Raw genomic sequence first — 19,898 nt, 5'->3', positions numbered from 1 at the left:
TTCATGTCCGCTTACGCCGCACTGAACATCTTGTGCGGGTCGATCACGAATTTCTTCGGCACGCCGGCATCGAATTCGCCATAGCCTTCCGGTGCCTGGTCCAGGCTGATGACCTGCACCCCGACCACCTCGGCGATGTTGATGCGGTCCCACATGATCGCCTGCATCAGCGCACGGTTGTACTTCATCACCGGAGTCTGGCCGGTGTGGAAGCTGTGGGACTTGGCCCAGCCCAGGCCGAAGCGGATGCTCAGGGCACCGATCTTCGCCGCGGCATCCACCGCACCCGGGTCCTCGGTCACGTACAGGCCCGGGATACCGATCTTGCCGGCCACGCGGGTGACCTGCATCAGCGAGTTGAGCACCGTGGCCGGCGCTTCCGCCTTGGCCCCGGCATGACCATGGCCACGGGCCTCGAAGCCTACCGCATCGACAGCGCAATCCACTTCCGGCTCACCCAGCAGGTTGGCGATCTGCTCATGCAGCGGGGTGTCCTGGGACAGGTCGGCGATCTCGAAGCCCTGGGCCTTGGCATGGGCCAGACGGACAGGGTTGACGTCGCCGACGATCACCACCGCCGCACCGAGCAGGCGCGCCGAGGCAGCAGCGGCCAGGCCGACAGGGCCGGCACCGGCCACATAGACGGTGCTGCCCGGACCTACGCCGGCAGTCACCGCACCGTGGTAACCGGTCGGCAGGATATCGGACAGGCAGGTCAGGTCGCGGATCTTCTCCATGGCCTTGTCGCGGTCCGGCAGTTTCAGCAGGTTGAAGTCGGCATACGGCACCAGCACGTATTCGGCCTGGCCGCCGGTCCAGTCGCCCATGTCGACATAACCGTAGGCACCACCGGCACGGGCCGGGTTGACGGTAAGGCACACGCCGGTGTGCTGTTCCTTGCAGGAGCGGCAGCGGCCGCAGGCGACGTTGAACGGTACCGAAACCAGGTCGCCGATCTTCAGGTTCTCGACATCGCTGCCCTTCTCCACCACCTGGCCGGTGATTTCATGACCCAGGACCAGGCCGACCTGGGCGGTGGTCCGGCCGCGCACCATGTGCTGGTCGGAGCCGCAGATATTGGTGGACACCACCTTGAGGATCACCCCGTGCTCGATCTTGCGACCGCGCGGGTCCTGCATCTTCGGATAATCGATCTTCTGCACCTCGACCTTTCCGGCGCCGAGATACACCACTCCACGATTGCCAGACATGCTCTTACCTCGCTTGATTTGTAATTATGCAGCGTTGGTTGAAGCGCCACCGTCCATGGGCGGCATGTGTTACTGGAATGGGGGGATTGTGGGCCTGCCTGCCGTGAATGCAGTGACTGGATGCGACAGCCAGTTATCTACCGGCGGCAGGTTTTTGTCGGTTTCAGAAATGCAAATCGCCGGCAACGCCGGCTCCCACAGGGTTCGGCGGCGCTCGCGAACCCTGTGGGAGCCGGCGTTGCCGGCGATGAGGCCCGTCAGAGCACTACAGTTCTGTTGGCATTCAAGAAGACCCGACGCTCGATGTGATACCCCACGGCGCGCGCCAGTGTCAGGCACTCGATATCCCGCCCCTTGGCAATCAGGTCCTCGGGATAGTGGCTGTGATCCACCACTTCCACACCCTGGGCGATGATCGGGCCTTCGTCGAGGTCGTTGTTGATGTAGTGCGCCGTGGCGCCGACCATCTTCACGCCCTTGTTGTAGGCCTGGTGATACGGTTTGGCGCCCTTGAACCCGGGCAGCAGCGAGTGGTGGATATTGATCGCCCAGCCGTCCAGGCGGCGGCACAGCTCGGGCGACAGCACCTGCATGTAGCGGGCGAGGATCACCAGTTCCGCGCCGGACTCCTCGATCACCTGCAGGACCTTGCGCTCCTGCCCTGGCTTGTCATGGGGATCCAGCGGGAAGTGGTAGTACGGAATATGGTGCCACTCGGCCAGGGGTGCGAGGTCCGGGTGGTTGGAAATCACCGCCACCACGTCCATGCCCAGCTGGCCGATACGCTGGCGATAGAGCAGGTCGTTGAGGCAGTGGTCAGCCTTGGAAACCATGATCACCACCTTGGGCCGGTGGTTCGGTGCGGTCAGCTCGAAGGCCATGCCAAAGGCCTCGCCGCGCTCGGCAAGGCCTGCACGGAAGGCGTGTTCATCGAAGTCCTCGGGTTGACGGAATTCGACGCGGATGAAGAAGCGCCCGGACAGCCGGTCATCGAACGAGTGGTGCTCGGTGACATAGCAACGCTGCTCGTAGAGGAAGCGGGTAACCGCATCCACGGTGCCGAGCAGGCTCGGGCAGTCGGCGGTGAGGATCCAGGTGTCCGGGGCACGGCTCATGGCGATACTCCTCAGGCTTCGATGGCCAGGCCGTATTCGGCGGAGGCGTCCTGCAGCCACAGCCACCAGTAGTCGGAGAAGCTGCGGCGGATCAGCAGTTCCCAGGTTTCCTCGCCGGTACGGCGGATCACCAGTTGCGACTTGGCGAACACGGTGCCGACGGCCTTGCCGACCGGGAAGTTGTTCGGGTGCACGTCATAGCTGGTGGACTTCATCAGCACTTCGCGGACTTTCGGGCCGCTCAGTTCCAGCAGGGTCTGCCCGCCGCTGACGTTGACCACCTGGATATGCTGGCCGGCGAGCGCTTCGCGCAGGGCGTTCTCCACCGGGACTTCCTGGCCGCCGGGCACGATCAGCAACCACTCGTCCGGGCCGAGCCATTGCAGGGACATCTCGCCGTTGGCGACCACAGTCAGGGCCACCGGCAATTCCAGGCCGATGGCCTTGAATACGCCGCTGGCGAAGGCCGGGTCATGGGCGTCGCCGCGCAGGGTCAGGTGACCGAGGAATTTCTTTTCGCGCAGCGTGACACCCGGGTTCTTGCGGCCCTTGCCGACCAGGCTGGACAGGTCGGCGTGGTGCAGCGGCGATTCGGCCTTGGCGTCGGAGCCAGGGCGTTGTTCGTAGACGTTGATGGCGCTCATCTTTTTTATACCTGCCTTGAATTCTGTTGGACCTGTGTCGCTTTCGAGGGCCTCATCGCCGGCAAGCCAGCGATGAGGCCATCACAGCCCCCACAGGCACTCCGTCAAACGTTCTGCCGCTCACCTTTCGGATCGAAGAACACCGAAGAACAGATCTCCGCCTCGATCACGCTGCCATCGGCCTGCGGCGAGTAGACGCGCTGGCCCATGCGCTTGAGGCCGCCCTTGACCACGCCCATGGCGAACGAATAACCCAGCGAGTTGGCGGCGTAGCTGGAGGTGACGTGGCCGACCATGTCCATCGGGATCGGTTGCTTCGGATCGAACACCAGTTGCGCACCTTCCGGCAGCCACTTGGTCGGATCCACCGGCTTGAGGCCCACCAGTTGCTTGCGGTTTTCGCGCACGCAGTCCTCGCGGTTCATGCCCCGCAGGCCGATCCAGGAGAACGGCTTGTTGCGGCCGACGCACCAGCTCATGTTGAGGTCGTCCGGGGTCATCGAGCCGTCGGTGTCCTGGCCGACGATGATGAAGCCCTTCTCCGCCCGCAGTACGTGCATGGTCTCGGTGCCGTACGGGGTCAGGTTGTACTTCTTGCCGGCCTCGACGATCTTCTCCAGCACGCCCATGGCGTAGTTGGCCTGGATGTTGACCTCGTAGGACAGCTCGCCGGTGAAGGAAATCCGGAACACCCGCGCCGGCACGCCGCCCACCAGGCCTTCCTTCCAGCTCATGAACGGGAAGGCGTCCTTGTCCAGGTCGATATCGCTGACTTCGCTGAGCAGCTTGCGGCTGTTCGGGCCGGACAGGGTCAGGGTCGCCCAATGGTCGGTGACCGAGGTGAAGTACACCTTCAGGTCCGGCCATTCGGTCTGCTGGTAGATCTCCAGCCATTGCAGCACGCGGGCCGCGCCGCCGGTGGTGGTGGTCATGATGAAGTGGTTGTCGCCGACGCAGGCGGTCACGCCGTCGTCGAAGACCATGCCGTCTTCCTTGCACATCAGGCCGTAGCGCGCCTTGCCCACGTCGAGCTTGGTCCAGGCGTTGGTGTAGATGCGGTTGAGGAACTCACGGGCATCGGGGCCCTGGATGTCGATCTTGCCCAGGGTCGAAGCGTCCAGCAGGCCCACGCTGTCGCGCACGGCCTTGCATTCACGGGCCACGGCGGCGTGGATGTCCTCGCCGGCACGCGGGAAGTACCACGGCCGTTTCCACTGGCCGACATCCTCGAACTCGGCGCCGTTCTTCACGTGCCAGGCATGCAGGGCGGTGAAGCGCACCGGCTCGAACAGGTGGCCGCAGTGACGCCCGGCAACCGCGCCGAAGGTAATCGGCGTGTAGTTCGGGCGGAACATGGTGGTGCCCATTTCCGGAATGGTGATGCCCATGGAGCGCGCGGCGATCGCCAGGCCGTTGATGTTGCCCAGCTTGCCCTGGTCGGTACCGAAGCCCAGCGCGGTGTAGCGCTTGACGTGCTCGACCGACTCGAAGCCCTCGCGGGTCGCCAGTTCGATGGCGGCGGCGGTGACGTCGTTCTGCTGGTCGACGAACTGCTTCGGTGCGCGGGCAGTGCTCTTGTCGTGGGGGACCTGGAACAGTGCGACGGTGGCTTCTTCCTGGCGCGCCAGGGTCTTCGGCACGGTCACGGCCGGAGCCTTGAAGCCGGCCTCGGCGGCGGCCAGGGCGCCACCGGCAAAGCCGTCGGCCAGGCTGTCACCGAGGGCGAAGACGCCATTGATGCCACCGACGCACACACGTTTCTGCGGCGCATCGCCCGGTACGAAGCCGAGGATGTCTTCACGCCAGACCGGCTTGCCACCCAGGTGCGAAGCCAGGTGCACGACCGGGCTGTAGCCACCGGAGCTGCCGATCAGGTCGCAGTCCAGCCACTCGCCGGGGCTGGTGACCTTGTGCGCCTTGACGTCGATGGCAGCGACACGGGCACCGGTCACGCGCTTGCTGCCGCGGGACTCGACCACGGCGCTGGAGGTGAGGATGCGAATGCCCTTGGCCCGCGCTTCTTCCACCAGCGAACCGCGCGGGTTGTGGCGTGCGTCGGCGATGGCGACCACTTGCAGGCCGGCGTCGTGCCAGTCGAGGGCCACGCGGTAGGCATGGTCGTTGTTGGTCGACAGCACCAGCTTGCGGCCCGGGGCCACGCCATAGCGGCGTACATAGACGGAAATGGCACCGGCCAGCATGTTGCCCGGCACGTCGTTGTTGGCGTAGACCAGCGGACGCTCGTGGGCGCCGGTGGCCAGGACCACGCGCTTGGCACGCACGCGGTGCATGCGCTGGCGAACCTGGCCGATCGGCGCGCGATCACCGAGGTGGTCGGTCAGGCGCTCGTGGATGGTCAGGAAGTTGTGGTCGTGGTAGCCGTTGACGGTGGCACGCGGCAGCAGGGTGACTTCCGGCATGCCCTTGAGTTCGTTGACCGCAGCGGAAACCCATTCGGTCGCCGGCTTGCCGTCGAGGCTTTCGCGGCTGTCGAGCAGGCTGCCACCGAACTCTTCCTGTTCGTCGGCGAGGATCACCCGCGCACCGCTACGGCCTGCGGCCAGGGCGGCAGCCAGGCCGGCGGGGCCGGCGCCGACCACCAGCACGTCGCAGTGCTGGTTCATGTAGTCGTAGGTGTCCGGGTCGTTCTGCAGTGGCGCGCGGCCCAGGCCGGCGGCCTTGCGGATGTACTTCTCGTAGGTCATCCAGAACGACTGCGGGTACATGAACGTCTTGTAGTAGAAGCCCGGCGGCATCATCTTGCCGCCGACCTTGCCGATGATGCCCATGACGTCGTTGTTCACGCTCGGCCAGCCGTTGGTGCTGGTGGCCACCAGGCCGGAGTACAGCGCCTGCTGGGTGGCACGCACGTTCGGCACCTGGGTGGCTTCGCTGGCGCCGATCTGCAGGATGGCGTTCGGCTCCTCGGCACCGGCGGCGATGATGCCGCGTGGACGCGAGTACTTGAAGCTGCGCCCGACGATGTCGACGCCGTTGGCCAGCAGCGCAGCGGCCAGGGTGTCACCGGCGTAGCCCTGGTAGGTCTGGCCGTTGAAGGTGAAGTTCAGGACCTTGCTGCGGTCGATGCGGCCGCCGCTGGAAAGACGATAAACCTGGCTCATACCTTTTCTCCCTGGCCGTTGGCGACCAACTGCGGGGCGCTGCTTTTACCGGTGACTTGCGGCTTGGCGCCGATCTTGTAGGTTTCCAGGATCTCGTAGGTCACGGTGTCGCGGGTGGCGTTGAAGTACTGGCGGCAACCGGCAGCGTGGATCCACAGTTCGTGGTGCAGGCCGCGCGGGTTGTCGCGGAAGAACATGTAGTCGCCCCACTGCTCGTCGGTGCAGGCGTTCGGGTCCAGCGGACGCGGGATGTGCGCCTGGCCGGCCGAATGGAACTCTTCCTCGGACCGCAGTTCGCCGCAGTGTGGACAGAAGATGTGCAGCATGATGGATTCTCCTGTTAGTGGGCGACGGCGGCTGCGCCGTGTTCGTCGATCAGGGCGCCGTTGTGGAAACGGTCGATGGAAAACGGTTTGGCCAGCGGGTGCATTTCGCCCTTCGCCAGGCTGGCGGCGAAGACGTTGCCCGAGCCCGGGGTGGCCTTGAAGCCGCCGGTGCCCCAGCCGCAGTTGAAGAACATGTTCTTCACCGGGGTCTTGGAGATGATCGGGCAGGCGTCCGGGCTGGTGTCGACGATGCCGCCCCACTGGCGGTTCATGCGCACGCGGGAGAGGATCGGGAACATTTCCACGATGGCCTGCAGGGTGTGCTCGATCACCGGGTACGAGCCGCGCTGGCCGTAGCCGACCCAGCCGTCGATACCGGCGCCGATCACCAGGTCGCCCTTGTCGGACTGGCTGATGTAGCCGTGCACGGCGTTGGACATGATCACGCTGTCGATGATCGGCTTGATCGGCTCGGACACCAGCGCTTGCAGCGGGTGCGACTCCAGCGGCAGGCGGAAGCCGGCAAGGCGCGCCATGTGCCCGGAGTTACCGGCGGTGACCACGCCAACGCGCTTGGCGCCGATGAAGCCCTTGTTGGTTTCCACGCCGATCACGGTGTTGTTTTCCTTGCGGAAGCCGATCACTTCGGTCTGCTGGATCAGGTCGACGCCCAGGGCATCGGCGGCACGGGCGAAGCCCCAGGCCACGGCATCGTGGCGGGCCACGCCGCCGCGGCGCTGCACGGTGGCGCCGATGATTGGATAACGGGTGTTCTTCGAGCAGTCCAGGTAAGGGATTTCTTCCGCCACCTGTTTCGCGTTGAGCAGTTCGCCGTCCACGCCGTTGAGGCGGTTGGCGTTGACCCGGCGCTCGGAATCACGCATGTCCTGCAGGGTGTGACACAGGTTGTAGACGCCGCGCTGGGAGAACATCACGTTGTAGTTGATGTCCTGGGACAGGCCTTCCCACAGCTTCATGGCGTGTTCGTACAGGTGTGCCGACTCGTCCCACAGGTAGTTGGAGCGCACGATGGTGGTGTTGCGCGCGGTGTTGCCGCCGCCCAGCCAGCCCTTCTCGATCACGGCCACGTTGGTGATGCCGTGTTCCTTGGCCAGATAGTAGGCCGTGGCCAGGCCGTGGCCGCCGCCGCCGACGATGACCACGTCGTAGACCTTCTTCGGCGTTGGCGTGCGCCACATGCGCTGCCAGTTCTCGTGGTGGCTGAGGGAATGCTTGAAGAGGCCGAAGCCCGAATAACGTTGCATGGTTCTTTGCTCCACTCAGCGGTAAACCGGGAAGTCCGCACACAGTGCCGACACGTTGCGCGCTACATCGGCTTCCACATCGGCGTCACCGAGGTTGTCGAGGATGTCGCAGATCCAGCCGGCCAGGGCCACGCACTGGGCAACCTTGAAACCGCGGGTGGTGACGGCCGGGGTACCGATGCGCAGGCCCGAGGTCACGAAAGGCGACTGCGGGTCGTTGGGCACGGCGTTCTTGTTGACGGTGATATGGGCACGGCCCAGGGCGGCGTCGGCGTCCTTGCCGGTCAGGCCCTGGCGGATCAGGCTGACCAGGAACAGGTGGTTGTCGGTGCCGCCGGACACTACATCGTAGCCACGATCGATGAACACGCCAGCCATGGCCTGGGCGTTTTCGATCACTTGCTGCTGGTAGGCCTTGAAGCCAGGCTCGAGGGCTTCCTTGAAGCACACGGCCTTGGCCGCGATCACGTGCATCAGCGGGCCGCCCTGGGCGCCAGGGAAGACCGCGGCGTTGAGCTTCTTCTCGATCTCTTCGTTGGCCTTGGCCAGGATCAGGCCGCCACGCGGACCGCGCAGGGTCTTGTGGGTGGTGGTGGTGACCACGTCGGCATACGGCAGCGGGTTCGGGTACAGGCCGGCGGCGACCAGGCCGGCGACGTGGGCCATGTCGACGAACAGCAGCGCACCGACCTTGTCGGCGATCTGGCGGAAGCGCGGGAAGTCGAGGGTCTTGGAGTAGGCGGAGAAGCCGGCGACGATCATCTTCGGCTTGTGCTCGACGGCCAGGCGCTCGACTTCGTCGTAGTCGATCAGGCCGGTATTGGTATCGATACCGTATTGAACCGCGTTGTACAGCTTGCCGGAGGAAGACACCTTGGCGCCGTGGGTCAGGTGGCCGCCGTGGGCCAGGCTCATGCCCAGGATGGTGTCGCCGGCCTGCAGCAGGGCCAGGTACACCGCGCCGTTGGCGGAAGAACCGGAGTGTGGCTGGACGTTGGCGTAGTCGGCGCCGAACAGCTGCTTGGCACGCTCGATGGCCAGGGCCTCGACCTTGTCCACATGCTCGCAACCGCCGTAGTAGCGCTTGCCCGGATAGCCTTCGGCGTACTTGTTGGTCAGGCCGCTGCCCTGGGCCTGCATGACGCGCTTGCTGGTGTAGTTCTCCGAGGCGATCAGCTCGATGTGATCTTCCTGGCGTTGCTCTTCGGCGTTCATGGCCGCCAGCAGTGCATCGTCGTAACCCTGGATCTGGTCTTGCTTGCTGAACATCGCATTTCTCCCGGCAGCGGTGGGGCTCTTATTTAAGTGGAACCCGTGTCATTGACGGGTGTCCTTTGCAGCGATGGTATGACCGGGACGGCCCTGCCAGATGCCTGCGCACGCCACGCAAAGGTGCGTTTACGACATTGTTTTGTCTTGTTTGCGATAGTCGCTTTGCGGCGCCCTTTCGGGCCTAATCGCCGGCAACGCCGGCTCCCACAGGGATCGCATGCGCCACGGTCATTGTGGGAGCCGGCGTTGCCGGCGATTGGCCCCTGAAAACGACATCGAAACCAGGTTGTATAGGCAACCTGACAGGCCATGCTTTAGAGTGCTCCCCTGCCTTGCTAACAGGACCCGAGCCATGACAGAACAAAGCCAGCAATTCGCCAGTGACAACTATTCCGGTATCTGCCCGGAAGCCTGGGCCGCCATGGAAAAGGCCAACCAGGGTCACGAACGCGCCTACGGCGACGACCAGTGGACGGCCCGCGCCGCCGACCATTTCCGCCAGTTGTTCGAAACTGACTGCGAAGTGTTCTTCGCCTTCAACGGCACCGCGGCCAACTCCCTGGCCCTGTCGTCCCTGTGCCAGAGCTACCACAGCGTGATCTGCTCCGAGACCGCCCACGTCGAGACCGACGAATGCGGCGCGCCGGAATTCTTCTCCAACGGCTCGAAGCTGCTCACCGCGCGCAGCGAGAACGGCAAGCTGACCCCGGCATCGATCCGTGAAGTGGCGCTCAAGCGCCAGGACATCCACTATCCCAAGCCGCGCGTGGTGACCATCACCCAGGCCACCGAGGTCGGTAGCGTGTATCGCCCGGAAGAACTCAAGGCGATCAGCGAGACCTGCAAGGAACTGGGGCTGAACCTGCACATGGACGGCGCCCGCTTCGCCAACGCCTGCGCCTTCCTCGGCTGCTCGCCGGCGGAACTGACCTGGAAAGCCGGGATCGACGTACTGTGCTTCGGCGGTACCAAGAACGGCATGGCGGTGGGTGAAGCGATCCTGTTCTTCAACCGCAAGCTGGCCGAGGACTTCGACTACCGCTGCAAGCAGGCCGGGCAACTGGCCTCGAAGATGCGCTTCCTGTCAGCGCCCTGGGTCGGGCTGCTGGAAAACGGCGCGTGGCTGCGTCACGGGCAGCATGCCAACCATTGCGCGCAGTTGCTGAGCGGCCTGGTAGCGGATGTCCCGGGGGTCGAACTGATGTTCCCGGTGGAGGCCAACGGGGTGTTCCTGCAGATGCCGGAGGCGGCGCTGGAACAGCTGCGGAATAAAGGCTGGAGGTTCTACACCTTCATTGGCAGCGGTGGGGCGCGGTTCATGTGTTCGTGGGACACCGAGGAGGCCCGGGTGCGGGAATTGGCGGCGGATATCCGGGCCGTGATGGGGGCTTGAGGGCCTCATCGCTGGCAACGCCAGCTCCCACAAGGTTCGCGGCGCCTGTGGGAGCTGGCTTGCCAGCGATAGCGATCTAAAGCCGGAAACCGCCCATCTGCCGGGCCAGGTCATCCGCCAGCCGCTGCAACGCCTCGCAATCCTGCCGGCAACCCTGCACCTCCACCGCCGTCTGCCGGGCCAGTTCGGAAATCCCCTGCACATTGCGGTTGATCTCTTCGGTCACCGCCGATTGCTCTTCGGTCGCCGTCGCCACCTGCAGGTTCATATCGCTGATCCGCTCGACCTGCCCGGTAATGGTGGTCAACGATGCACCGGTCAACTGGCTGGACTCCACCCCCGTCCCCGTCGCCGCCTGCCCGGCATGCATCGAGTCCACCGCCGTGCCGGTGCCCTGCTTGAGGCGCTGGATCATTTGCTGGATCTCGCCCGTGGACACCTGCGTGCGCTGCGCCAGGGTGCGCACTTCGTCGGCCACTACGGCAAAACCACGGCCCATCTCTCCGGCCCGCGCCGCTTCGATGGCCGCATTGAGCGCCAGCAGGTTGGTCTGTTCGGAAATGCTGCGGATCACCGCCAGCACCTTGTCGATCGACGCCACCTCCTCGGCCAGCTGGCTGACGGCCCCGGCCGCCGTGCCGATCTCGCCCGACATGCCTTCGATATGGGCGATCGAGCGCTGCACCACGCTGCGTGCCTGCAAGGCCTCGTCCCGGGCGGTCTGCGAGGCGTGCGCCGCTTCCCCGGCGTTCTGCGCGATTTCCTGCACGGTCAGGCCCATCTCGTGCACGGCGGTAGCGACCATCTCGGTCATCGCCTGCTGCTGCGACGAGCGCTCGGCGGTGCTGACCACCACATGGATCACCTGCACCACTGCCTTGTGCAGTTCTTCGCTGGTGCGCAGTACCTCGCCGATCAGCTTGCGCTGGCTGTCGAGGAAGCGGTTGAAGCCACGGGCCAGGTCACCCAGTTCATCGCGCCGGCTCTCGTCGAGGCGATGGCTGAGGTCGCCGCCGCCGTCGCCGATCGCGCCCAGCGCCGCGGTGACCTGGCGCAGCGGCCGCACGATGCCTCGCGCCAACCACACCACCAGCAGCAGCGACAACAGGGCCACGGCGGCGCCGGTCAGGCTGGTCAGCCATACGGTCTGCTTCACCTGCGCATAGATCTGCGCCTGCGGCACTTCTGCCACCAGTCGCCAATTCAGGTCCCGCAGTGGCAGGCTCAGGGCCAGCCAGGTTTCACCGTCGCGCTCGAAGCTCACGCTCTCGAAGCCATCACGGTTGAGCAGGATGGCCTGCGCCGCCGCTTCGCCAATCTGCTCGGCCAGTTGGCGCTTGCCGCCGTGTTCGGTCTGCGGATGAACCTGGATCAGGCCATCGTTGCGCACCAGCATCACCCGCCCGTGCTCGCCGAAGCTGAAATCGTGGATCAGCTCGGACAACTCGGTCATGCGCAGGCCGAGGCCACCCACACCGACCAGCCGGCCGTCCTTTTCCACCCGGTAATCGATGAACAGTGCCAGTTCGCCGGTGCTGGTGTCGGTATCGATGTTGAGCACCCGCTGGTTACCGCTGTCGATGAAGCCGTAGAACCATTTGTCCGCGGGATTGCTGCGGCTAAGGGTACGGTCCAGGCCCTTCTCGTTGTAGTAATGGTTACTCAGGGTCGAGGCATAGACCGAGGTGAAGGCCTTGTTCTTGTCGCGCAGGGTGTCCAGGTATTCGACCACCGCCGGGGTCTGCGCCGGATCTTCCCCGGCTGCCAGCCAGTCGCGCAGCATGGGGTTCCAGGCGATATCGGCCGCTGCGGTCAGCGGCCTGGCCAGCATGCGCTCGATGTCGTTACGAATCGCCTCAATGCTGGCCGGCAGCGCCGTGTCCACCAGGTAACGCTCGGTCAGGCGGTTGACCGCCACGGTATAGATCGCCACCACGATCAGGATGCTCGCCAACAGGGCTGCGCCCATGCTTGCTATCAATTGCCATTGGATACTGCGCCGCCAGAAGTGCATGGGTGTTCCTCAAGGAAATAAAAGCCTGTAGTGCAAATGACAGGCCAATTGTATACAACACAGGTATACGATATTTCCAGGCGGGCAAGACAATATCCCCTGCAAAAGTAGGGAAAGAGAGAAAGAAGAAGAAATAAGCCGTTACGCGGACCCTGTGGGAGCGGGTTTACCCGCGATTACGGTGGTGGACTCACCGACGTCATCGCGGGTAAACCCGCTCCCACAGGGGTCTGCTGAATCAGTGGGAAATCAGGCGTTTTCGATTGCCTGGCTGATTGCATCGACCGTGGCGCTGACTTGCTCTTGATAACGGTCGAGGGTTTGCTGGTGCGCCTGCTGCAGCGCGATCTGCTGTGAACACAGGTTCAAGGCCGCCAGCACCAGCAGCTTGTCGCCGATCAACGACGGGTAGCTGCGCTTGGTTTCGGCCAGGGATGCCTTGAGCATCCGCACCGCGTCGGCAAGCACCTGCTCCTGGCCCGCCGGGGCCTTGATCGAGTAGTCGTTGCCCATGATCGAGACGACATTGATCGTCTTCGCGGACTCGTTCATGCGCCGACGGTACCGCTGGCACGCTCGATCAGGGCCTGGATGCGGGCGTTGGTGCCGGCGTACTTCTCTTCCTGCTCCATCAGGCTCAGTTGCAGGCTTTCGTTCTCGTCCCGGGCCTGGGCCAGCTCGCTGTCCAGTTGGGCATTGCGCTCGGCCAGTTGCTGATTTTTCTGCAGCAGTTCGCTGACCAGTTGTTCCAGTTGACTCAGGGTGGTGTCCAGCATGGTGACCTTCTCCAGGGAGGGGTAAATCGGGGGCGCACACGATAAAGAAAACATGCCCGACCCGCCAGAAATATCGGGGCCAGAGCCCCGCGTTGGTGCACATTGACCCGACATGGGTCACTCGGTTCCCCCCTCCGGTCGGACAGGATGCGATGACGGCCTGTGATTTTTGTCCGACAAAGCCTCAAGTCCGCCCGCCGTTTACCGATAGGCATTAAGAACACCCCAACTTTGCGCATGGATCGCGTTCCTTCCCGAGCCTGGATACGAACCATGTCCTTACGCAATATGAACATCGCCCCGCGTGCACTGCTGGGCTTCGCGCTGATCGGCACGCTGATGCTGGCCCTGGGCATCTTCGCCCTGCACCAGATGAGCGACATCCGCCAGGCCGGCCAATCGATCGAGCGGGTCACGGTGCCGAGCATCAAGGCCCTTGACCAGATCAACCTCTACACCCTGCGCCTGCGTACCCTGTCCTATCGCCTGATGATCAACCGCGAAGCGGACCTGCTACAGGCCACCTACAGCCAACTGAACGAGCGCAACGCGCAGATCGATGCCGCGCGAAAAATCTATGAGCCGCTGATCGCCAGCGACGAAGAGCAGGCCGTGTACAACCAGTTCGTCCAGGCCCTCGGCCAGTACCGCCAGCTGGAAACGCGCATGGTCCAGCTCTCCCAGGCCAACGACCTCCCGGCGATCCGCGAGATGATCAACCGCGACCTGCTGCAGAACATGGAGCTGATTACCAGTACCGTGGACAAGCTGGTCAAGATCAATACCGAGCAGACCCGCGACATCAACCAGACGGCCGCCGATCAGTATTCCAATGCCTTCACCCTGGTTATCGCCCTGCTGGTCGCGGCCACGGTGCTGACCTTCCTCTGTGCCATCGTCCTGACCCGCAGCATCGTCAGGCCGATGAGCGAAGTGTTGGGCGTCGCCGAGCAGATTGCCAGCGGCAACCTGACCCAAAGCATCCGCCCCGAGGGCAAGGACGAAGCCACCCGCCTGCAACAGGCCATCGCGACCATGCAGGAGCAGTTGCGCGACACCCTGCAGCAGATTTCCGGCTCCGCCACCCAATTGGCCTCGGCCGCCGAAGAGCTAAACAGCGTCACCGAGGAAAGCGCCCGCGGCCTGCAACAGCAGAACAATGAAATCCAGCAGGCGGCCACTGCGGTCACCGAGATGACCAGCGCCGTGGAAGAAGTGGCGCGCAACGCGGTCAGCACGTCCGAAGCCTCGGCCGAAGCCACCCGCTCCGCCACCGACGGCCGCGACCTGGTGCTGGAGACCGTCAGCGCCATCGAACGCATGAGCACCGACGTGCAAAGCACCTCGGTGCTGGTCGGCAACCTGGCCGAACAGTCGCGGGATATCGGCAAGGTGCTGGACGTGATCCGCGGCCTGGCCGACCAGACCAACCTGCTCGCCCTCAACGCCGCCATCGAGGCCGCGCGGGCCGGCGAGGCCGGTCGCGGGTTTGCCGTGGTCGCCGATGAAGTCCGGGCGCTGGCGCACCGCACGCAGCAATCCACCCAGGAAATCGAACGCATGGTCAGCAGCATCCAGGGCGGCACCGAGCAGGCGGTCAGCTCCATGCGCAACAGCACCGAGCGCGCCGAATCGACCCTGAACATCGCCCGTGGTGCCGGCAGCGCGCTGGATACCATCACCGGAGCCGTGGCGCAGATCAACGAGCGCAACCTGGTGATCGCCAGCGCCGCCGAGGAGCAGGCCCAGGTGGCGCGGGAAGTGGACCGCAACCTGGTGAACATCAATGACCTGTCGGTGCAATCGGCAACCGGCGCCCACCAGACCAGCGCAGCCAGTGCCGAGCTGTCGCGGCTGGCGGTAGACCTGAATAACCTGGTGGGGCGGTTCAGGGTCTGATATTCGTCTGACGCGGACCCTGTGGGAGCGGGTTCACCCGCGATTGCGATGGTGAATCCACTACCGCAATCGCGGGTGAACCCGCTCCCACAAGGTCAGCGCCGCACCATGAATATCGACAGTGATACCAGGAATTCACCACACAATCCGGCATCCCTGGAGCACCACCTACACCCTCACAAAACCAATTCCTACAAATCCTCGCGAAATCCCCCGGAAACCGCTTAATCCCCGGTAATCCCCCGCCTTTTCCCCTGCACGTTTTGAATCATTTCCCCCCGGTAAAACGCCTCGACATCCCCTACCCTCGCGCGCTCGAACCTGACGAGTACGCCAGCCCCCACCATGCACACCCAGCCCCGCCAGAGCATCGCCTTCTGGTTCGCCAGCAACTTTCTCCCCGGCCCGCTCGCCATCGGCTTTCTCGGCCCGCTGCAGGGCCTGGGCTTCTGGCAGTCGGTGCTGGCGATCATTCCCGCGATACTGCTCGGCAGCCTGGTCGCGCGCCGGCAGCCTTTCATCCCCTGTGCAATCCTGCTGCTGCCGCTGGCACTGGTTCTGCACACCGTGCATCTGCAGATCCTCGTGCGCATGGCCATTCACCTGCTGCCCGGAACACCCCAGCATTGGCTGCTGCTGGCGGTAAGCCTGTCGGCATTGCTGGCATCCATGGGCCCGCCCTTGCTGTATCGGCTCCTGGCACTGCTGGCACCTTTGCTGGCGCTGGTCCTGGTGCTGCTGGGGTTCGCCGCTCCGCTGTTGCTGGAAGCCGATACGGCACAACGCCAGCCGGGCTTTGCCTGGTCGGCCTTCGTGTCCCTGGCAGTAGCGGCGACACTCTGGCAGATCCTGTTGCCTGCGCTGGTCAACCAGGGGCCGGCACATTACCTCGGCCTGAGCCTGCCAGCGCTGGGCCTGATGTGCCTCGGCGCCCTGATGGCCTCGGCCATTCCTGCCGTGGATACGGTGCTCAGCCTGCGCCTGCTGGGCGAACGGATCATCCCCGGGCTGGGCAGCGCCACCCTGGCCTTGCTGGCGCTGTGCATGCTCGGTGCCATGGCCGTGCAGGGCCGCGCGCTGGTCACCGCACTCGCCGCCAGGCCCAGAAAGACAAAAGCCCGCGTGCTGCTGCTCGCGGGCTTCGTGATGTCGCTGCTATTGACCTGGGTTCCCTTGTACTGACCTCAGTATTCGATCCGTACATCACCCTTCGGCACGCTGCAGCAGGACAGGATGTAGCCTTCGGCGACGTCCTCGTCGGTGATCCCGCCGTTGTGCTCCATCTCCACTTCGCCACCCAGCTTGAGCACCTTGCAGGTGCCGCAGATGCCCATGCCGCAGGCCTTGGGAATCATCAGGCCGACCTTGGCCGCAGCGGCATGCACGGTCTCGCCGGGCACGATGCGGCTGCTCTTGCCGGTGGCGGTGAACTCCACCAGGTGCATATCGCTGGCGGTGATTTCCTCCGCCGCTTCCGCTGCCTGCTCGGCATGCTCCACCGCGTCGGCCTTGGCCTCCGGCGGCGTCGCACCGAAGGACTCCTCGTGATAGCGGCTCATGTCGTAGCCGGCGCCTTCGAGCAGGCGCTTGACCGCGGTCATATAGGGCGTCGGGCCGCAGCAGAAGATCTCGCGCTCCATGAAGTCCGGCGCCATCAGCTCCAGCAGCTTGTGGTTCAGGTAGCCGCGATAGCCGGCCCAGGGCTCGCCGAGGCCATGTTTCTCGCAAATGATGTGCAGGCTGAAGTTGGGAATCCGCGACGCCATGTGCTCCAGCTCGCGGTGGTAGATGATGTCCTTCGGCGAGCGTGCGCTGTGCACGAAGACCATATCGACGTTGCCGTTGGTGTCGTAGAACCAGCGGGCCATGGACATCACCGGGGTGATGCCGACGCCGCCGCTGAGGTACAGGACCTTCGGGCTGGGGAAGTCGATGGCGTTGAACAGCCCGACCGGCCCGTGCACCGCCAGTTCCTGGCCCTCGTGCAGGGTGTCGTGCAGGTAGTTGGAAACCTTGCCGCCCGGCACGCGCTTGATGGTCACCGAGAAGCTGTAGGGCACCGATGGCGAACTGGAGATGGTGTAGGAACGCATCACCGGCTGGCCTTCGATTTCCAGCTCCAGGGTGACGAACTGGCCCGGCTTGAAGAAGAACATGATCGGCTGGTCGGCCATGAAGCAGAAGGTGCGCACGTCCCAGGTTTCCTGGATGACCTTGACGCAGCGAACGATATGGCGGCCGTTGGCCCAGGTCTGGGTGGTCACCGGGTTGAGGAAGGTGTTGGACATGCTCGGGTCTCCACGGCCGACTGCGGCCTGATGATGCCGATAATGCGCAAGCCATCGGCGCTGCACTTACCTGTTCACGACATCGGCGTGCTTATCGCGACCAGCCCCTGCCGACAAGGGCTGGCGCGTCGGAAACGGATTCGATCATGTCGCCCATGGATATGGTTCGCGTCGTCGGCAATCGCACACTCCGTCGCAAATGATCCCTGCACAAATGCCCTGCGTCGCATAACAACGATTAGCCACTTTCGCCGGCCCACCGAGGCCATGAGGACACGCACGATGGACGTCACCACCCTGAGCCTGGACGATCCGCTGGAACCAGCACGCAAGGCCACCGCCGAAATGCTGCAGAACCGCGAGCGCACCTTCTCGCTGCCGCAACCCTTCTACACCGACGAGCGCCTGTTCCAGATCGACATGCAGGAGATCTTCCACAAGGAGTGGCTGATCGCCGGCATGACCTGCGAAATCCCGGCCAAGGGCAACTTCCTCACCCTGGAAATCGGCAAGAACCCGATCATGGTGGTGCGCGGAGCCGAGGGCCAGGTCCACGCCTTCCACAACGTCTGCCGCCATCGCGGCTCGCGCCTGTGCACCAGCGACAAGGGCAAGGTGGCCAAGCTGGTCTGCCCGTACCACCAATGGACCTACGAGCTGGACGGCCGCCTGCTGTTCGCCGGCACCGAAATGGGCGCCGACTTCGACATGAAGCAATACGGCCTGAAACCGGTGCATGTGAAGGTCGCCGGTGGCTACATCTTCATCAGCCTGGCGGAAAACCCGCCGGCCATCGACGAGTTCCTCGCCACCCTGGCGCACTACATGGAACCGTACGACATGGAAAACACCAAGGTGGCCGTGCAGACCACCCTGCTGGAAAAGGCCAACTGGAAGCTGGTCCTGGAAAACAACCGCGAGTGCTACCACTGCAGCGGTTCGCACCCGGAACTGCTCAACACCCTGCTCGAATGGGACGACACCAACGATCCGCGCGCGACCCAGTCGTTCAAGGACCACGTCGCCGCCTCCGCCGCCGCCTGGGAAGCCGAGAAGATCCCGTACTTGCACAAGAGCCACGGCCTGCGCAACCGCATCGTGCGCATGCCGCTGCTCAAGGGCACCGTGTCCATGACCATGGACGGCAAGCAGGCCTGCAGCAAGCTGATGGGACGAATCCAGAACCCCGACCTCGGCTCGATGCGCATCCTCCACCTGCCGCACTCGTGGAACCACTGCATGGGCGACCACATGATCGTCTTCACCGTGTGGCCGATCAGTGCCCAGGAAACCAAGGTCACCACCAAGTGGCTGGTGCGCAAGGACGCCGTGGAAGGCGTGGACTACGACCCGCAGCGCATGCGCGAAGTGTGGGACGCCACCAACGACCAGGACCGTCGCCTGGCCGAGGAAAACCAGCGTGGCATCAACTCCACCGCGTACCAGCCAGGCCCGTACTCGAAAACCTACGAGTTCGGCGTGGTCAACTTCATCGACTGGTACAGCCAGCGGGTGTTGAACAACCTGGGGGCGGAGCCGGCGCCTTATCTGAAGGATGTTTCGGTCTAACCAGGTCGCTCCGCGGCAAGCGTCGGGCCCAAACGGGCCCGGCTCGGCTACTGCCGAATCGAGGACCGCGACTGTCGTGTCCCATGCCTGGTCAATTCTGCGGCCCGGACGAGGCCGGGTGAGCGCAGCTCATGCACGATTAATCCAGTGTTGATGACACCAGGCGGGTACTCATCGAGCCTCTCGAATGTCTTAGGGTACTCCGCTCGACCAGCGGGCCCGGATTTGGGCATGCCCGATGCCGGTACTGCGGTTTTTATCCACAGCCGGGTGGTCGGACTGGCATATCCAGGCTGGAACTCCACCCCCGAGCGCATGAATGAATATCGATCGAGTGAAGGCGTCGCCCGGCGGGAGGTGCGCGTGTGGCTAGCAGCAACAGCCGGCACATCCGATCTATTGACGCCCTGGCCACTGAACGCTACAGGCTGAGGCTCCATCCTGTGCCTCGCAACGGAAGGTACCTGGCGTGGTGTGCCAAGCGGTATATAAGGTATGTTCCAGTCAGTCCGCGCAGGCACATGGATTTGTAGATCCAGCTGCGGTCTCATCGTTTTTTGAAAGCCCCTGGTTTGCCACCCCTGGAGCCAGGAAACCACTACGCGTCCACTTGGATCGCCATTGTTCAGCGGGTCACCTGCGCAATATCCATATCCATTGAGCCCACCCGCCTCGAACGGGCTTAGCTCGTCCGCACCTTGAAACCGCCTCAACAGTGGATTGTAGAAACGATAACCCACTCCCAGCGCGTATCCGTCCAGCAGCGTTTCGCGAAGCTCACCATTGAAGCCCTGGCGTGACTGCGGCGACCGATCTGCGCTTTGAACACCGTAGGGTTCGCAGGCGATACGGTTGAGCCTGCCGGCATACTCGGCAATCACCGTCTGGCTGTGATTGGTGGCGATCAGCACTGTGGTGACAGCCTTTCGACCATAGTCAGCATCCGTACCGAGGTCTTTCATTGCTGGATGTCCCTGTAGGCGAATTTGTATCCACCACGCTAA

15 protein-coding genes and 2 pseudogenes are annotated in these 19,898 nt (G+C 64.0%); 5 read left to right on the top strand and 12 right to left on the bottom strand.

All coding sequences use genetic code 11. The annotated features are described in order from the left end of the window. Positions 1-11: 11 nt before the first annotated feature. The 7 genes from fdhA to ACPFMA_RS02110 form a co-directional block, all read right to left on the bottom strand. Positions 12-1,211 carry a formaldehyde dehydrogenase, glutathione-independent gene (gene fdhA, locus ACPFMA_RS02140; protein ID WP_009404126.1) on the bottom strand — a complete coding sequence of 400 codons (1,200 nt, stop codon included), beginning with the start codon at positions 1,209-1,211 and terminating at the stop codon, positions 12-14. Positions 1,212-1,468: 257 nt separating this feature from the next. Continuing rightward, on the bottom strand, positions 1,469-2,326 hold the full coding sequence (gene purU, locus ACPFMA_RS02135) for a formyltetrahydrofolate deformylase (RefSeq protein ID WP_009404124.1): 858 nt from the start codon (positions 2,324-2,326) through the stop codon (positions 1,469-1,471). Positions 2,327-2,337: 11 nt separating this feature from the next. After that, positions 2,338-2,970, bottom strand: coding sequence for a sarcosine oxidase subunit gamma (locus ACPFMA_RS02130; protein ID WP_009404122.1), 633 nt, complete (start codon positions 2,968-2,970; stop codon positions 2,338-2,340). Positions 2,971-3,074: 104 nt separating this feature from the next. After that, positions 3,075-6,092 carry a sarcosine oxidase subunit alpha gene (locus tag ACPFMA_RS02125; protein WP_009404120.1) on the bottom strand — a complete coding sequence of 1,006 codons (3,018 nt, stop codon included), beginning with the start codon at positions 6,090-6,092 and terminating at the stop codon, positions 3,075-3,077. Continuing rightward, entirely contained in the window at positions 6,089-6,418 is a 330-nt protein-coding gene (locus ACPFMA_RS02120) for a sarcosine oxidase subunit delta (protein ID WP_009404116.1), read from the bottom strand. Before ACPFMA_RS02120 ends, ACPFMA_RS02125 begins: the two co-directional genes overlap by 4 nt. Before the next feature lie 14 nt (positions 6,419-6,432). After that, a complete protein-coding gene (locus ACPFMA_RS02115; protein ID WP_009404115.1) occupies positions 6,433-7,683 on the bottom strand; it encodes a sarcosine oxidase subunit beta family protein in 1,251 nt (416 codons plus the stop codon). Between the two features lie 15 nt (positions 7,684-7,698). Next, a complete protein-coding gene (locus ACPFMA_RS02110) occupies positions 7,699-8,952 on the bottom strand; it encodes a serine hydroxymethyltransferase (RefSeq protein WP_009404114.1) in 1,254 nt (417 codons plus the stop codon). 355 nt (positions 8,953-9,307) lie between these two features. Here ACPFMA_RS02110 and ACPFMA_RS02105 point away from each other — a divergent pair, with 355 nt between their 5' ends. Then, on the top strand, positions 9,308-10,348 hold the full coding sequence (locus tag ACPFMA_RS02105; protein WP_064303693.1) for a low specificity L-threonine aldolase: 1,041 nt from the start codon (positions 9,308-9,310) through the stop codon (positions 10,346-10,348). A 76-nt stretch (positions 10,349-10,424) separates the two neighbouring features. Here ACPFMA_RS02105 and ACPFMA_RS02100 read toward each other — a convergent pair whose 3' ends face one another. The 3 genes from ACPFMA_RS02100 to ACPFMA_RS02090 all read right to left on the bottom strand — a co-directional run bounded on the left by ACPFMA_RS02100 (position 10,425) and on the right by ACPFMA_RS02090 (position 13,138). Further along, positions 10,425-12,362 carry a methyl-accepting chemotaxis protein gene (locus ACPFMA_RS02100; RefSeq protein ID WP_425929606.1) on the bottom strand — a complete coding sequence of 646 codons (1,938 nt, stop codon included), beginning with the start codon at positions 12,360-12,362 and terminating at the stop codon, positions 10,425-10,427. A gap of 249 nt (positions 12,363-12,611) precedes the next feature. Then, complete coding sequence (locus ACPFMA_RS02095) at positions 12,612-12,914, bottom strand: cell division protein ZapA (RefSeq protein WP_064303695.1); 303 nt, start codon at positions 12,912-12,914, stop codon at positions 12,612-12,614. Further along, the gene (locus ACPFMA_RS02090) at positions 12,911-13,138 is read right to left on the bottom strand and encodes a hypothetical protein (RefSeq protein ID WP_064303696.1); all 228 of its coding nucleotides are present in this window, start codon (positions 13,136-13,138) and stop codon (positions 12,911-12,913) included. Before ACPFMA_RS02090 ends, ACPFMA_RS02095 begins: the two co-directional genes overlap by 4 nt. A gap of 237 nt (positions 13,139-13,375) precedes the next feature. Between ACPFMA_RS02090 and ACPFMA_RS02085 the strand changes: the two are divergent. The 3 genes and pseudogenes from ACPFMA_RS02085 to ACPFMA_RS02075 all read left to right on the top strand — a co-directional run. Further along, a pseudogene (locus ACPFMA_RS02085) lies at positions 13,376-13,906 on the top strand (MCP four helix bundle domain-containing protein); the annotation flags it as partial. Positions 13,907-13,942: 36 nt separating this feature from the next. Further along, positions 13,943-15,037: pseudogene (locus ACPFMA_RS02080) on the top strand (methyl-accepting chemotaxis protein); the annotation flags it as partial. Positions 15,038-15,382: 345 nt separating this feature from the next. Beyond that, positions 15,383-16,219, top strand: coding sequence for a hypothetical protein (locus tag ACPFMA_RS02075; protein ID WP_425929605.1), 837 nt, complete (start codon positions 15,383-15,385; stop codon positions 16,217-16,219). Positions 16,220-16,221: 2 nt separating this feature from the next. Here the strand turns inward: ACPFMA_RS02075 and gbcB are convergent, their stop codons facing one another. Next, positions 16,222-17,325, bottom strand: coding sequence for a glycine-betaine demethylase subunit GbcB (gene gbcB / locus ACPFMA_RS02070; protein ID WP_064303699.1), 1,104 nt, complete (start codon positions 17,323-17,325; stop codon positions 16,222-16,224). A 282-nt stretch (positions 17,326-17,607) separates the two neighbouring features. On the opposite strand from gbcB, the gene gbcA reads away from it, so the two are divergent. Continuing rightward, complete coding sequence (gene gbcA / locus ACPFMA_RS02065) at positions 17,608-18,894, top strand: glycine-betaine demethylase subunit GbcA (RefSeq protein ID WP_009404102.1); 1,287 nt, start codon at positions 17,608-17,610, stop codon at positions 18,892-18,894. 47 nt (positions 18,895-18,941) lie between these two features. On the opposite strand, the gene ACPFMA_RS02060 is transcribed toward gbcA, so the two are convergent. Further along, positions 18,942-19,856, bottom strand: coding sequence for an RHS repeat-associated core domain-containing protein (locus ACPFMA_RS02060; protein ID WP_425929604.1), 915 nt, complete (start codon positions 19,854-19,856; stop codon positions 18,942-18,944). Between the last annotated feature and the right edge of the window lie 42 nt (positions 19,857-19,898).

Source organism: Pseudomonas sp. NyZ201 (assembly GCF_049860765.1).
GTDB lineage: Bacteria > Pseudomonadota > Gammaproteobacteria > Pseudomonadales > Pseudomonadaceae > Aquipseudomonas > Aquipseudomonas bharatica.
Note: the sequence above shows the minus strand (reverse complement) of the source record. Positions and strands in the feature narration are given on the sequence as shown.